The organism is Pseudomonas sp. LB3P58, from assembly GCF_054897895.1.
On sequence record NZ_JBUBVE010000001.1, the window covers coordinates 6491642 to 6505144 of the forward strand.

Annotated in this window: 13 protein-coding genes; 3 read left to right on the forward strand and 10 right to left on the reverse strand. The window is 59.9% G+C overall.

Going from position 1 to position 13503, the window contains the following annotated elements:
• Positions 1-25: 25 nt before the first annotated feature.
• From ACYZTZ_RS30235 to ACYZTZ_RS30260, 6 genes are read right to left on the reverse strand one after another with little or no spacing between them, the layout of a single operon-like run.
• Complete coding sequence (locus ACYZTZ_RS30235; RefSeq protein ID WP_462000545.1) at positions 26-1708, reverse strand: AMP-binding protein; 1683 nt, start codon at positions 1706-1708, stop codon at positions 26-28.
• On the reverse strand, positions 1705-2250 hold the full coding sequence (locus ACYZTZ_RS30240) for a COG4648 family protein (RefSeq protein WP_056741225.1): 546 nt from the start codon (positions 2248-2250) through the stop codon (positions 1705-1707). Before ACYZTZ_RS30240 ends, ACYZTZ_RS30235 begins: the two co-directional genes overlap by 4 nt.
• Positions 2247-2501 carry an acyl carrier protein gene (locus ACYZTZ_RS30245; RefSeq protein WP_007992314.1) on the reverse strand — a complete coding sequence of 85 codons (255 nt, stop codon included), beginning with the start codon at positions 2499-2501 and terminating at the stop codon, positions 2247-2249. The genes ACYZTZ_RS30240 and ACYZTZ_RS30245 overlap by 4 nt, the downstream gene beginning before the upstream one ends.
• A 9-nt stretch (positions 2502-2510) precedes the next feature.
• The gene (locus ACYZTZ_RS30250; RefSeq protein ID WP_008149626.1) at positions 2511-2771 is read right to left on the reverse strand and encodes a phosphopantetheine-binding protein; all 261 of its coding nucleotides are present in this window, start codon (positions 2769-2771) and stop codon (positions 2511-2513) included.
• Positions 2752-3561, reverse strand: coding sequence for a lysophospholipid acyltransferase family protein (locus ACYZTZ_RS30255; protein ID WP_056741227.1), 810 nt, complete (start codon positions 3559-3561; stop codon positions 2752-2754). Before ACYZTZ_RS30255 ends, ACYZTZ_RS30250 begins: the two co-directional genes overlap by 20 nt.
• Positions 3537-4262 (reverse strand): beta-ketoacyl synthase chain length factor, encoded by a 726-nt coding sequence (locus ACYZTZ_RS30260; RefSeq protein WP_462000546.1) that lies wholly within the window; start codon positions 4260-4262, stop codon positions 3537-3539. The genes ACYZTZ_RS30255 and ACYZTZ_RS30260 overlap by 25 nt, the downstream gene beginning before the upstream one ends.
• A 332-nt stretch (positions 4263-4594) precedes the next feature.
• On the opposite strand from ACYZTZ_RS30260, the gene ACYZTZ_RS30265 reads away from it, so the two are divergent.
• Positions 4595-5365, forward strand: coding sequence for a ParA family protein (locus ACYZTZ_RS30265; protein ID WP_462000547.1), 771 nt, complete (start codon positions 4595-4597; stop codon positions 5363-5365).
• A 34-nt stretch (positions 5366-5399) separates the two neighbouring features.
• On the opposite strand, the gene trxC is transcribed toward ACYZTZ_RS30265, so the two are convergent.
• Positions 5400-5834, reverse strand: a complete 435-nt coding sequence (gene trxC / locus ACYZTZ_RS30270) for a thioredoxin TrxC (RefSeq protein ID WP_462000548.1) — start codon at positions 5832-5834, stop codon at positions 5400-5402.
• 270 nt (positions 5835-6104) lie between these two features.
• Here trxC and mazE point away from each other — a divergent pair, with 270 nt between their 5' ends.
• Positions 6105-6374 (forward strand): type II toxin-antitoxin system antitoxin MazE, encoded by a 270-nt coding sequence (gene mazE / locus ACYZTZ_RS30275; protein WP_095127471.1) that lies wholly within the window; start codon positions 6105-6107, stop codon positions 6372-6374.
• The gene (gene mazF / locus ACYZTZ_RS30280) at positions 6374-6736 is read left to right on the forward strand and encodes a type II toxin-antitoxin system toxin MazF (RefSeq protein ID WP_462000549.1); all 363 of its coding nucleotides are present in this window, start codon (positions 6374-6376) and stop codon (positions 6734-6736) included. Before mazE ends, mazF begins: the two co-directional genes overlap by 1 nt.
• 6 nt (positions 6737-6742) lie before the next feature.
• Here the strand turns inward: mazF and selO are convergent, their stop codons facing one another.
• Genes selO through ACYZTZ_RS30295 form a run of 3 tightly spaced genes read right to left on the reverse strand, consistent with a single transcriptional unit; the run spans position 6743 to position 13382 of the window.
• A complete protein-coding gene (selO, locus tag ACYZTZ_RS30285) occupies positions 6743-8206 on the reverse strand; it encodes a protein adenylyltransferase SelO (RefSeq protein ID WP_462000550.1) in 1464 nt (487 codons plus the stop codon).
• A 48-nt stretch (positions 8207-8254) separates the two neighbouring features.
• The gene (gene mscK / locus ACYZTZ_RS30290; RefSeq protein ID WP_462000551.1) at positions 8255-11605 is read right to left on the reverse strand and encodes a mechanosensitive channel MscK; all 3351 of its coding nucleotides are present in this window, start codon (positions 11603-11605) and stop codon (positions 8255-8257) included.
• 34 nt (positions 11606-11639) lie between these two features.
• Positions 11640-13382 (reverse strand): potassium/proton antiporter, encoded by a 1743-nt coding sequence (locus ACYZTZ_RS30295; RefSeq protein WP_462000552.1) that lies wholly within the window; start codon positions 13380-13382, stop codon positions 11640-11642.
• Positions 13383-13503: the final 121 nt, after the last annotated feature.

A 13503-nucleotide genomic window follows, 5' to 3' on the forward strand; every position in this document is an offset into this window, starting at 1 on the left:
AATGAGTGCGCAGCACTCACCAAAGTTATGCATCGCCTGCCGCCTCCAGCAAGATCCGCCCACTGGAGCAGGTTGCGGTCTCGTTGCGATAGGTGAAATACAACTTGCTGCGCGTCGGATCGAAGCGCAGGTGCAACTGCACTACATCGCCAGGGCGCACCAGCTGTTGGAATTTCAGCACTTCCATGCCGGCGAATTTTGCCGGCAGGTCCATCAATTGCTGACCCAGGGTTAGCGCCCACTCTACTTGCACCACCCCGGGCAATACCGGCGCCCGAGGGAAGTGGCCGCTGAAGTAGGCGAGGTCGGGTGGTACCGTCAGTTGCAGGCTCCATTCGCCATCGACTTCGACTTGATCCAGCACTTCCGGCGCCCTTGGACGCGGCGCCAGCAGCAGGGCTTCAACGGTGGCCTGGGGCAGTTTGCCCTGAGCGTTCAGCGGCAGTTGCCGCAGCAAGCGCCAGCGTCGTGGCAACGCCAGGGCTTCGCAATGCTGGCTCAAATGCTGACGCAGTTCTTGCGTGAGGGTGCGTCGACCCTGATTGCGCAAGGCATGCAGGCCTGACTCGGTCAGCACCAGCAGCGCACCCAACGAAGCGCGGTTTTCCTGAACCACACCAAGACGCGCTTCGGCGACCCAGTCGTGGGCCATTAGGGCCTGTTCCAGCATTGGTAGAGAGATACGTTTTTCTTCCAGTTTGACGATCCGGTCCAGCCGTCCGAGCAGTTCGAATCGGCCGTCGGCAGCGATTCGCGCGGCATCCGTGGTGTGTTCGATATGGCCGGGCGGCAAGTATGGCGAAGCAATGAGCAGTGCACCGTCGCTGTCCTGACTCAACTCGATGTCAGCAAAGGGCTGCCAGAGCGCGTGGCCCTGACGCCAGGCGATACCGCCGGTTTCCGAGCTGCCGAGGATTTCTGTCGGCCATTGCTGCAGGCGTTGCTGAAGGCTTTGCGCGGCCTCGGCCGGCAGGGCGCCACCGGAGGAAAATACCCGGCGAACAGCACTTAAAGCGGGCCAGTCGAGGTTGTCGCCCATGCGCTTGAGCAGCGCCGGGCTGGCGACCCAGGCGAACACCGGGTGTTCGCGGCTGGCGCGCTGCAGGTCTTCAGGGAATGCCAGCTGCTTGCGCACAAACGAGCGCCCGGCGCACAGCGGCCACAGCACTCGAAACAACAATCCGTAAATATGCTGAGTGGCGACGCTGCCGATGATGCAAGCCGCGCCAAGATCGGCGCCCCAGAGCAGTTCCAGCGCTTCGACCTCATTGCCCAGTTGGCGCAGGGTTTTGTCGATGCGTTTGGGCTCGCCACTGGATCCGGACGTGCACAGGCTCAGCGAACAGCGATCCAGATCCAGTGCGGCCGCCATTAACGGCGGACGCCGGTAATCGCTCAGGTGTGCGTCATCGGCCTGATCGGTCAGCCACAGATCGACTTCGGTCGACCAGCGTTGGCGAGTCTGGGCTTGCAGGTCTGCGGGCAGCAGCACGCTGACCCCTGCACGCCAGGCACCCAGCAGGGCAATCGCCAGGTCGGCGGCGTCCTCAAGGTGCACGGCAATGCGCCGCACACCCTGGGCTTGCAGGCCCGCGGCGAGGCTCAACGCCTGTTCGCACAGCTGTGCGTGACTCAGTGTCGGTTCGGCCGTCACGGCACGTTCCGGTTGCGCCTTGAGCAACAGGTGCTCAAGTTTTATCCAATTCATGGGTGGCCTCGTACCCGTTGTCGTATCAGCCATTCAATGGCAAACAGCAGGCCCATCAATCCGTAGGAAATCAGGCCGGTGTACAACATCCACCAACTCAGCGGCGCCCAGAGGGTCAGGGCGGCGGCGAGCAAACCGTTAAAGAAGAAAAACACGCACCAGACGATCGTCACCTGGCGGGTATAAACAATCGCCTTGGCCGGCAATTGCGGTTCACGCAATCGCGCCAGGCGTTCGATGATCGGCGGGCCAACGATCAAGCTCAGGCCAAACAGCCCGAGCATGAACGCGCTGATCAGCACCGGGTACCAGCGCAGCAACAGCGGGCTGTCGAACAGTGCCAGCAACAGGCAAAAAGTGATCGCAGTGATCGCCATCCACAAACTGCCGGGCTTGCGCGTACCGAGCAGTGCCCGGGCCAGCCACAGGCTGCCCAGCAGCAGACCAAACTGCCACGGCGCGAAATGTTCCATGCCGAAATACACCGCGAAGGGGTACAGCAGGCCCGCCAGCAGCAGGCCGAGGCCGATCAGTCGGCTCATGCGGCCGGCTGAACCAGGCGGTAGACCGCCTCGACCACATCGCTGACGGTACGCACCGATTTGAACTCTTCGGCAGCGATTTTCTTGCCGGTCTGGCGTTTGATGTGATCGATCAGGTCGACCGCGTCAATGCTGTCGATTTCCAGGTCCTGATACAGGTTGGATTCGAGGCTTACGCGCTCGGGGTCCAGCTCGAAGAGTTCGACCAGAGCATCGCGCAGGGTGTTGAAGATGTCGTCACGAGTTTGCATGGTCCGGTCTCAAGCTGCCTGTTTTGCAGTGACGAACGCCGCAAGGCTCGCCACGTTGCTGAAGTGATTGCGGGTGTCTTTGGCGTCGGCGTCGATTTTGATGCCGTATTTTTTCTGGATGGCCAGGCCGAGTTCCAGGGCGTCTACCGAATCCAGGCCCAGACCTTCGCCGAACAGCGTCTGGTCGTCGCCGATGTCTTGTGCGCTGATGTCTTCAAGGCCCAGGGCGTCGATGATCAGTTCTTTGATTTCACGGTGTAGATCGCTCATCTTCGGCGAGCTCCTTAATATAGTAATGATGCAAATAGTCATTGAGCTTGCGCGAGGCCTGAGGAGCAGGGCCCAGCGATGCGAAGGCTTGTGGGTCTATATCGGCCCCGACACGGAAACTGAAGTGCACACGGCGTTTTGGGATCCGATACCAGGGCTCGGCCTTGGTCAACGTGGTCGGGCTGACCTTGATGATCACCGGGGTGAGGATTTTCGCACCCCGCAGAGCGATTGCCGCAGCACCCCGATGGAAGGCTGGCGCCTGACCGGGCTGAGTGCGGGTGCCTTCGGGAAAGATGATCAGGGTCTGGCCGCTTTTCAGTGCGTCGGCAGCGGCATCGAGCATGTCCATGCTGCCGTCATTGCTGATGTATTCGATGCAGCGCAGCGGGCCGCGGGTAAAAGGGTTCTCCCAGAGACTTTTCTTGACCACGCAGTTGGCGTGGCGCACCAGACCGATCAGGAACACCACATCAATCAGCGACGGGTGATTGGCAATGATCATTTGCCCCGGTCGACCGAGTTTTTCGGCGCCCTGGATGTCGTAAGTCAGCACGCCGGAGCGAGCCATGAATCGCACAAAAAACCAGAACAGACGGGCGACGGTGTGCCGCGCTCGCCGCCGATGTGTCAGGGCATCGCCGGGCAGGCAGTTCAGTAGCGGGAAAACCACAAGCCGCAGGCACAGCCCGCCCAACCCGAACAGGGTGAAGCTTGCGGCGGTAGCCAGCAGGCGCCAGTAATAGGCGTCGCGGTTTTTTTCGGTTACAGGTTGCGTTGCCAGGTCCATACACGATTTTTCCAGGCATGTTGGCAGGTTGTCTGCTGGCCGAGCAGGGTACTCAATAGGTTCAGGGCATGGGGCCAGTGGGCTTTGGACAACTCATCCGAGCCGCTGTTCAGGGACAGCTGCCAGTCGTTGCCGGGAGTGATCAGCAGGCCGACCGCGTAAGGGAACGGCACGTCGTCGATCCAGGTCGAGTAGGCTTCGGGCGGTTGCTCTTCGGTGACGATCAGCAGTACCGCGGGAGCACCCTCGGAAAGTAAAGCCGCGGCCTCTAGCATGCCGTGTTCAAGGCCGTCGCCGGCTGCAGCGAGGGCCGTCATTTCGCTGGTTTCGCCGCGCATGATCGACCACAGGCCGATGATCGCGTTGTGCACGGACAGGCTGAATTGAGTCGGCGACAGCGGTTGATCGGCAGCCAGATCGCTGAGGATATCGAAAGTGCGCGGGGTTTCGCCGTGGCGAGAAATAAAGACCAACGGTAGGTCCTGGCGGCCATCAGCCAAAGGCCAGCCGACACTGAACGCCATCCGCGCCAGACGACTGAGTCGCCGGCGCTGCATGGCCGGCAGAAACGAGACGTCGGGGGCGGCATCGCTGCTCGCAAGCACGACCGGTTGTCGGCTCCAGGCCTGCCAATCGTCCACGCTTTCGAGCCCAGGGGCCCACGCGCGCCATTGGGCGATGTTGAAATTGATCACAGGCATTCATCCCGCCCTTGCGGGCTTCTTTGATGCGTCGAGTCGCAAAGACCGCAGCTGTGCTTACGTTGCGCATTGCGCCGAGTGGCGCGCATTATCCCGGTGCTGCGGACGTGTAGCAAATGCTGGTTACATTTTGCTCAGCGAAATGTACTGGTTGGTCCGCGAAAAACTGTCGTATGGCCATTATCCACGTCGTGGTGGGTATGTCTGTCGGCACGGGTTGTTTTTTTATTGAGAGATTGCCGCTGACTGTGTAGTCCCGCTGCCGGCGAGGTAGCTAAGCGGCGCCGTGGACTACTACACTCGGTCATTCTTTGATACACGGAGGTTTTGACATGCGGCGCGTGGTGTTCAATCAGAAAGGTGGCGTAGGCAAATCCAGCATTGCCTGCAATCTGGCAGCGGTCAGTGCCAGCGAGGGTTATCGCACGCTGTTGGTGGATCTCGATGCCCAGGCCAACTCCACTCAGTACCTGACGGGGCTCACCGGTAATGACATTCCTATGGGCATTGCCGACTTTTTCAAACAGACCCTGTCTTCCGGACCGTTCTCGAAGAAAAACCAGGTCGATATCTACGAAACCCCGTTCGACAACCTCCACGTCATCACCGCCACTGCCGAGCTGGCTGACTTGCAGCCCAAGCTTGAGGCCAAACACAAGATCAACAAGCTGCGCAAATTGCTCGAGGAGCTGGACGGCGATTACGACCGGATCTATCTCGATACCCCGCCAGCGTTGAATTTCTATGCGGTATCTGCGTTGATTGCCGCTGATCGTGTGTTGATTCCCTTCGATTGCGACAGCTTCTCGCGTCAGGCGCTGTACGGTCTATTGGCGGAAATCGAAGAATTGAAGGATGACCATAACGAGGGGCTGGAAGTCGAAGGTATTGTCGTTAACCAGTTCCAGGCTCGCGCCAGTCTGCCCCAGCAAATCCTCGACGAACTGATCGCCGAAGGCCTGCCGGTATTACCGGTGTACCTCGCCAGCTCGGTGCGCATGCGCGAATCCCACCAGGCCAACACACCGCTGATCCACCTCGACCCGCGTCATAAGCTGACGCAGCAATTCGTCGATCTGCACAACTTGCTGGAAAACACCTGATTCCTGCAAACAACACCGAACTATTGTGGTGGTTCTAAATCCCTTGGCTACGCAACCAGCTCATCAACTGCGGTAACGGGAAGGCGCCGCTCTGACGCGCCACTTCCCGGCCGTTTTTGAACAGGATAAGACTCGGAATCGAGCGAATCCCCAACTGCGCCGACAGCTGCTGGTTTGCCTCGCTGTCCAGCTTGGCCAGTCGACACTTGCCGGCCAATTGCCCCGCCGCCTGCTCGAACACCGGCGCAAACGACTTGCACGGCCCACACCAATCCGCCCAAACGTCCACCAGCAACGGCAGATCGCCTTTGATCTGGCTGGCGTAATCGCTTTGCTTCAGTTCGAAGGGTTTATTCAGCAGGACTTCGGCTTTGCAGCGACCGCATCTTGGATGGTCGTTGAGGCGTTCGGCGGGGATGCGGTTGAGGCCGTTGCAGTGGGGGCAGGGGATGAGGAGTGGGTCGGGCATAGTCGTGCTCTGAATGAGTGGGCAATCTAGAACTGATCTGGTGTCGCAAACTGCTTTTATCAAGCCGTGAAAGGCCAGCAGGCGCGACGCGCTTGTCGCAAATCCTCACATTTCCAAGCGTTCCGTTTGGGATCGGTGGCTACGCTGAAAGCAACGCCACCATCTTCAAATCACCTTAGTGAGGAGTTCGCTTTGCCTTCATTCGCGTGCTACTTTTGTTGCACTTATCGAGAAATCGATGCCTTTCAATTATCGGATAGGAGTTATCCCATGTCCGTGACTTCCAAAATTCGCCGTCAAGGTGGGGCTGCGGTGATTACCCTCCCGCCAACTTTACTGAAGCTCCTGCACCTTGAAGTAGGGGCACAGTTGGAACTGAATGTGGTCGATGGCGAGTTGATTGCCCGTCCGGTTGTACAGCCTCCTCGCAAGCGCTACAGCCTTGCCGAGTTGCTTGAAGGTTCCGAAGAAGTCGCTGAGCTGAACGCTCAGACAGCGTTTGCACGTGAAGGCGATTCAGTTGGCCGGGAGCTAGGTTGATGGTTAGGCGGCAAGCCCCGCAGCGGGGCGATGTCTACTGGATTGACCCGAACCCGGTCGCGGGACGAGAGATGATGAACCGGCATCGGTTCGTGGTGATTACGCCAAGGGAAATCAACTCACTGGGTGTCAGCATGACTGTGCCCGTGACCAGTGGCGGGAGCTTCAGTCGAAACTCCGGTTTGGCAGTCATCGTCTCCGGCCATGAAACAAACGGTGTCGCGGTTTGTAATCAGGTACGCAGTTTTGATATTGAGCAGCGTGTCCGGGACGGTTCAGCCAAATTCATTGAGCGACTTGATGACATCACGATGGCAGACATCATTGCTCGAGTCGTCAGTGCCATCGATCCCATGGATTGATCCGTCTCACGACGAACAACTGATCTCCAAATGCTTGCCCCACTCCGGCGGCCGCTCGGCATAGCTCTCCATCCCCGGCTGCTCCTCGAACGGTTTACTCAGCACCGCGTGCAGACGACGAACTTCTGAATAGTCGCCACTCTCCGCCGCATCGATGGCTTTCTGTGCCAGGTAGTTACGCAGGATGTACAGCGGATTGACCGCATGCATGCGTTTGCGGCGTTGTTCCTGATCAACCTCGCCTTCACGCGTCACCCGGGCGACGTAGAGCTCGCCCCAGGCATCGAAGCCTTTGATGTCGACGAAGTCATCGCGCAAACGGGCGACGGCCAGTTCAGGTGATTCTTCCCCCAAACGGCGGAAGAACAGGCTGTAGTCGACGCCACTGTTCTGCATCAGTTGGAGCAAGTGCTCCAGTAGTTTCTGGTCATCGTCTTCGGCCGTGGTGAACCCGAGGCGGCGGCGCATCAGGTCCAGGTAATGGGCCTGGTACAACGGGAAGTACAGGCCGAGCGTTTCACGCAGGGCTTCGACGCTGATAAACGGCGTCAGGGCCTGGGCCAGGGCGCTGAGGTTCCACTGGCCGATCGGCACCTGGTTGCTGAAGGAGTAACGGCCCTGGTCATCGGAGTGGTTGCAGATGAAGTGGGCGTCGAAGTCGTCGAGGAAGGCGAACGGGCCGTAGTCGAAGGTAATGCCGAGGATCGACATGTTGTCGGTGTTCATCACGCCGTGGCAGAAGCCATAGGCCTGCCATTTGGCGATCAGTTCGGCATTGCGCTCGACGATTTCGCGAAACATCGCCAGGTACGGCTCCGGCTGTTCCAGGCATTCCGGGAAATGCATGGCCAGCACGTGGTCGCCGAGTTCTTTCTGCTTCTCGGGGCGTTTGGTGTAGTAGAAGTATTCGAAATGCCCGAAACGCACATGGCTCGGCGCCATGCGCAGGACCATGGCCGCGCGTTCCTGCTTCTCGCGCCACACCGGCGTGTCGGAGCCGATTACGCATAGGGCGCGGGTGGTCGGGATGCTCAGGGCATACAGCGCTTCGGAGGCGAGAAATTCGCGGATCGAGGACCGCAGGACCGCCCGCCCATCACCCATGCGCGAAAAGGGCGTCTGGCCGGCACCCTTGAGGTGCAGGTCCCAATGCTCGCCGGCCTCGTTGTAGACCTCGCCCAGCAATAGACCGCGACCATCGCCCAGTTGTGGGTTGTAGGAACCGAACTGATGACCTGAATAGACCATCGCCCTCGGGATCGCGTCAGCCCAGAGCTTATGGCCGCTGAACAGTTCGGCGAACTCCGGGGTTTCGGCCTCGGTAGGGTCGAGATCGAGCAATGCCATGGCGGCGGGGCTGGCCACCACCAGACGCGGATTGTCGATGGGCTCGGGCAGCACGTGGGTGGAAAACGTATCGCCCAGGCGGGCGAAACGATTATCGAAGGTCAGTTCGTCGAGGGCTTTCAAGGGCCATCTCCAGCAGAATGTCCGAGCATTCTGCTAGGGATAGGACTGTTAGTCGAGTTTGGCGGCTGGCGGCTCTTGAGGCGCTTGACCATCCACCTTGGGCGCAATGGTTTTCACTTCCGGATCGACGGGCACCATTCTGTATTCCTGGCCCTGGATGTTCTTGAGGTAAACCTCCATCTGCCGGAACGAGATGTTGATGTGCTGTTTCTTGAACTCGCGATTGATGAAGCGGTTGACCTCATCGAGCACCGGGTTACGGTCGCCGAGGTCGCGCACATGCATGCGCAGCTCGTGGTCGAGGGTGCTTTCTCCGAAATTCAGGAAGTACACGTGGGGTTCCGGGTCTTTCAACACTCGCGGGTTATCGCGCGCGGCCTTGAGCAGCAATTCCTTGACCAGGTCCAGGTCGGAGCCGTAATCGACACCGAGCTTGAGGGTCACTCGGGTGATGGTGTCGGTCAGGGACCAGTTGATCAGTTGTCCTGTAATGAACGTTTTGTTCGGGACGATGATGTCCTTGCGGTCGAAGTCGGTGATGGTCGTGGCGCGGATGCGGATCTTGCTCACCGTACCGGACAGGTTACCAATGGTGATGGTGTCGCCGATCCGCACCGGACGTTCGAACAGGATCATGATCCCGGAGATGAAGTTGGCGAAGATTTCCTGCATCCCGAAGCCGAGACCCACCGACAGTGCTGCCACCAGCCATTGCAACTTGTCCCAACTCACGCCGAGAGTCGACAGGGTCGAGACGAAACCGATGCCAGCGATCACGTAGGACAGCAGGGTGGTGGTGGCGTACGCACTGCCTTGAGCCAGGTTCAGCTTCGACAGCACCAACACTTCCAGCAGCCCCGGCAAGTTGCGCGCGAGGGCGAAGGTGATGCCGATGATGATCAGCGCGCCGAGCATATCGCCAATGCTGATCGGCACCATGCTCATGTTGGCGCCGGTGCCGCTGGTGTATTCGTAGAGGGTGACGTTATCCAGGTACGAGAACACAGAGATCAGGTCCGACCAGACCCAGTACAACGCCGCGATGAAACCGCCAAGCAATGCCAGGCGGATCAGGCGCAGGGACTGTTCGTTGACCTTCTCGATGTCCAGGGTTGGCTCTTCGATCACCGCTTCACCGTCGCCGGCCTCTTTCGCGGCCTGGCGTTTGGCCAAGGCGCGCTGGTAGGCCAGACGGCGTGCCGCAACGCTGAGGCCGCGCACGAAGGTGGCCTCGATCACCAGCCAGAACATCAGCAGGTAAAGGGTATTGATCAACCGGTCACTGAGCTTCAGTGCGGTGTAGTAATAGCCAAAGCACACCGCCACGAACAACGCGACAGGCAGGACGGTGAACATGATCCCCACGGCCTTGCGGAACAGCGAAGCGTTCTGGTGAGTCGGGCTGCTGATCAGCAGGCGGCTGAGCAGCCAAGCCATCAACGCGTAGCAGGTCAGCACCACCGGCATGCCGAGTACATCATCGGCCAGGGTCGCGGGTTGCAACTCGGCGACCGCCACCACCGCGACCAAGGCCATTACCACCAGCCCGAGTCGACGGACCCAGCCCTGGAGGAATTCGACCTGAGGTTTTTCCCAGCGGAAATGCAGTTCGGCCACGCCGCCCGGCGCGAGGATCCGGTAAGCGGTGTAGAACACTAGCCAGGCCTGGGCCATTTGCAGCAGCGCTGCGCCCATGTTCGCGTTCTGTCCGCGGGCGTCGATTTGCAAGGCCAGGCCACACAAGGCCAAGCCCAGGGAGACCGGCATCGCCAGCAGAATGTTGATCAGGATTGCCTGCGGCGTGTGCCACTGACTGTCGCGTTTGAAGTGGCCGATGTCCTGGTGAACCTTGCTCAGTCGGGCATACAGGCTTTTGCGCCGCCACAGCAGGGCACCGATCAGCAGTGCCAGGGGCAGGAACAGCAGCGGCCGTTGGGTCAGGCCGTCACTTAATTCGCTCAGGCTGGAAGCCCATGGCAGCGTGGTGACCTGACGTTCCAGGCGCTCCGGCACGGCGCGCATCCACTCCGGGTCCAGCGGTTTGTTGCTGGGAATCCAGAACATCTGCTCATCGAGAGTCGCCCGCAGGCTTTGCGCGGTGCTGAGCAGTTGCTTCTGATTGAGTTGCAACGTGATGGATTCGTTGAGCACCGCGCTGAGTTCGCGGTTCAGCCGCTCCAGCAGGTCGGCGCGGGTCGTGGCCAGCTCCAGCAGGCTCTTGCGCAGTTGCGGGGTGACTTGCTCGGGAGGCTGAGTCGACAGCAGGTTGTCGACGTAGGTCGCCGGGTTGCTGAGCAGTTCCCGTTGCTGGCTGACTTCGAATTGATACAGACGAATGTCGGCGATCTGGTCGGCCAGGTCACGGTCGAGCCTGAGGCGTGGCAGGGCCTGTTTCTGTTTGTAGAGAATCTTGGAGAGCAGCAGGCTGCCCTTGAGCACGTTGATTTGCTCGTCCAGCGCCGAGTCGCTCTGGGTCACGTTGTCCAGTTGCTGCTTGGTCTGCAGGTTCTGCTGGGTGACTTCGTTGAGGCGGTCAGTACTTTTAAGCAGGTAGTCCGAAAGCTTAAGGTTGGCCGCGCTTTCGGTAGCCAGCAGGCTGCTGCCGCCGGACTTCTGCGCTTCGATGGACTGCTGCGTCACCGTCTCCTGGGACTGGGCCAGGCGCTTCTGGTTGATCAGGTTTTGCAGCTCCTGGATTTCCTGATCCAGACGATCGGATTTTTCCGAGAGCAAGTCATGTTGGCTTTTGCCCAAGTCCTGCAACTGGCTGTTGCCGGCCAGTTCCTGGCGACGCAACGGGATCAGGGCGTTCAGTGCCGCGAGTTCGGCGTTGAGCAGATCGCGTTGCTCAGGGGTCAAGGTCTTGCCGGCATCCTTGCCGGCCTTGAGGATGTTGTTGATCTGCTGGATGCGTGTCTGGCTGGTGGAAATTTCGGCCTGTGCGCGCTCGGGGCGGGTCTGGGCAGTAATCACCAGACTATTGGCGTCGGCCAGGGATTTCTGCAGATCGCTTTGCTGGGTGGAGCGCTCGGTGAGCATCTGCTCCAGTTGTTGAATAGGCTCTTTGGCATAGCGCTGCGGTACTGGCGGCACTTTGGAGGCTTTGAGCTTGGTCAGTTCTCGCTGGTTCTCGATGTTCTGCTTCGGGGCGTTGGCCAGTTGCTGTTTGAGATCGGCCAGTTTCTGCTCGTAATCACGCTGGTTGTTGAGCTGTGTCAGCGTGCTTTGCAGGATGCTCTGCAGGGCTTTCTGATCGGCTTCCGGCAGTTTGCGGTCGGCGATCTTGTCCAGGTTCGCCTGCACGGCTTCGCTGGACGGCGGTTCGGCCGCTTGCAATGTACCGACTGAAAGACTCAAGCCCAGCAGGGCCGTGATGATAAGCGTGCGCAGGGTTGACATAGAGACCGATCGAAAACGAGACGAAGTGTGGAGTTTAGAGGAACAAGCCCGGACCGGGGCGACTTCCTTCGGGGAATCTGACGCCCACTTTACCGATCTTGTTCCCTTCCATGACCGCGACGGTCCAAATGGTGTTGTTCCACTCCACCTGGTCACCGACGACTGGCGCACCGCCCACTTTCTGGGCAATGAAGTGGCCGAGCGACATGTCTGGATCGATGTCTTCCACTTTCAACCCGTAAAGCGCCGCAACCGCAGCCAGCTGGGCGTCTCCTTCGAGTACGAAGTCGCCGAAGAAGCGCAGATCGAGGCCCCGTTGCGGTGCCTGGCTGAAGAGTTTTCCGAGGGCCGGAAGGTTGTGTTCATGACCGATTACGCACAGCAAATCGTCGACTTCGAGCACCGTACTACCCGACGGATGGAGCAGTTGCTGGCGACGAAACAGGGCTGCGATGCGAGTGCCTTCGGGCATTTTCAGCTCGCGAAGGGGCGAGCCGATGCACCATTTCTCGGCACCGAGGCGATAAACGAACAGCTCCCACTCACTGGTGACGTGCACTTCCAGGGCTGCGCGGGAGATCGGCGCCGGCTCCGGCGGAACGGTCACTTTCAAAAGCTTCGCCACCCACGGCAGGCTCGTACCCTGCACCAGCAGCGACACCAACACGATAAAGAAGGCGAGGTTGAAATAGAGCTGGGCGTTGGGCAGGCCGGCCATCAGCGGGAACACCGCCAGAATGATCGGGACCGCGCCGCGTAACCCGACCCAGGAAATGAACGCCTTCTCGCGCCCATGGAACGCCTTGAACGGCAGCAGACCGACGATCACCGACAGCGGCCGGGCAAACAGAATCATCCACAGCGCCAGACCCAGAGCGGGCAGGGCAATCGGCAACAAGTCGTGAGGTGTCACTAGCAGCCCCAGTACCAGGAACATGCCGATTTGCGCCAGCCAGGCCATGCCATCGAGCATGTGCAAAATGCCGTGGCGGCTGCGCACCGGGCGGTTGCCGATGACCAGGCCGCACAGATAAACCGCCAAAAATCCGCTGCCGTGCAAGGCGTTGGTCAGGGCAAACACGACCAGTCCGCCAGCAATGACCAGAATCGGATAAAGGCCGGTGGCCAAGTGGATGCGGTTGACCAGTTGCAGCATGAACCAGCCGCCGCCCAGGCCGATGACAGCACCGATACCGAACTCACGCATCAAGTGCCCGAGCAGGCTCCAGTGCAGGCCGGTCTGGCCGCTGGCGAGCATGTCGATCAGGGTCACGGTGAGGAACACCGCCATCGGGTCGTTGCTGCCGGACTCGATCTCGAGGCTGGCGGTCACCCGTTCGTTCAGGCCTTTGCCACCGAGCAGCGAGAACACCGCCGCGGCGTCGGTGGAGCCGACGATAGCGCCGATCAGCAGGCCCTGAATCAGGTTCAGGTTGAACAGCCACGCGGCTGCCATGCCGGTCAACCCGGTGGTGATCAACACCCCGACCGTCGCCAGCGAAAGCGCCGGCCATAACGCTACGCGGAAGCTGGAAACCCGGGTGCGCAAGCCGCCGTCGAGCAGGATGACTGCCAGCGCGAGGTTGCCGACCAGATAAGCCGTTGGGTAGTTATCGAAAATAATGCCGGCGCCATCGACGCCGGCCGACATGCCCACCGCGAGGATGATCACCAGAATCGGGATACCGAGGCGCGATGAAAGTGAGCTCACCAGAATGCTTGCACCTACCAGCAACGCGCCGATCAAGAACAGGCTGTTGATGGTCGTCGCATTCAAAGGCAGTACTCCAGAAAGCTGAAAGGCGGGCGCAAACTGACCATGCAGTCTGCGTGCCAGCGATTCTAACCTGTTGAAATGTGATGCTGTCAAAAAGCTTTTGACGGTGTGGTGTTCAGGT

Excerpts from the sequence above, each read along its gene's own strand:
- ACYZTZ_RS30235 (WP_462000545.1), bottom strand. The coding sequence starts at position 1,708 with ATGAATTGGATAAAACTTGAGCACCTGTTGCTCAAGGCGCAACCGGAA.
- ACYZTZ_RS30240 (WP_056741225.1), bottom strand. The coding sequence starts at position 2,250 with ATGAGCCGACTGATCGGCCTCGGCCTGCTGCTGGCGGGCCTGCTGTAC.
- ACYZTZ_RS30245 (WP_007992314.1), bottom strand. The coding sequence starts at position 2,501 with ATGCAAACTCGTGACGACATCTTCAACACCCTGCGCGATGCTCTGGTC.
- ACYZTZ_RS30250 (WP_008149626.1), bottom strand. The coding sequence starts at position 2,771 with ATGAGCGATCTACACCGTGAAATCAAAGAACTGATCATCGACGCCCTG.
- ACYZTZ_RS30255 (WP_056741227.1), bottom strand. The coding sequence starts at position 3,561 with ATGGACCTGGCAACGCAACCTGTAACCGAAAAAAACCGCGACGCCTAT.
- ACYZTZ_RS30260 (WP_462000546.1), bottom strand. The coding sequence starts at position 4,262 with ATGCCTGTGATCAATTTCAACATCGCCCAATGGCGCGCGTGGGCCCCT.
- ACYZTZ_RS30265 (WP_462000547.1), top strand. The coding sequence starts at position 4,595 with ATGCGGCGCGTGGTGTTCAATCAGAAAGGTGGCGTAGGCAAATCCAGC.
- trxC (WP_462000548.1), bottom strand. The coding sequence starts at position 5,834 with ATGCCCGACCCACTCCTCATCCCCTGCCCCCACTGCAACGGCCTCAAC.
- mazE (WP_095127471.1), top strand. The coding sequence starts at position 6,105 with ATGTCCGTGACTTCCAAAATTCGCCGTCAAGGTGGGGCTGCGGTGATT.
- mazF (WP_462000549.1), top strand. The coding sequence starts at position 6,374 with ATGGTTAGGCGGCAAGCCCCGCAGCGGGGCGATGTCTACTGGATTGAC.
- mscK (WP_462000551.1), bottom strand. The coding sequence starts at position 11,605 with ATGTCAACCCTGCGCACGCTTATCATCACGGCCCTGCTGGGCTTGAGT.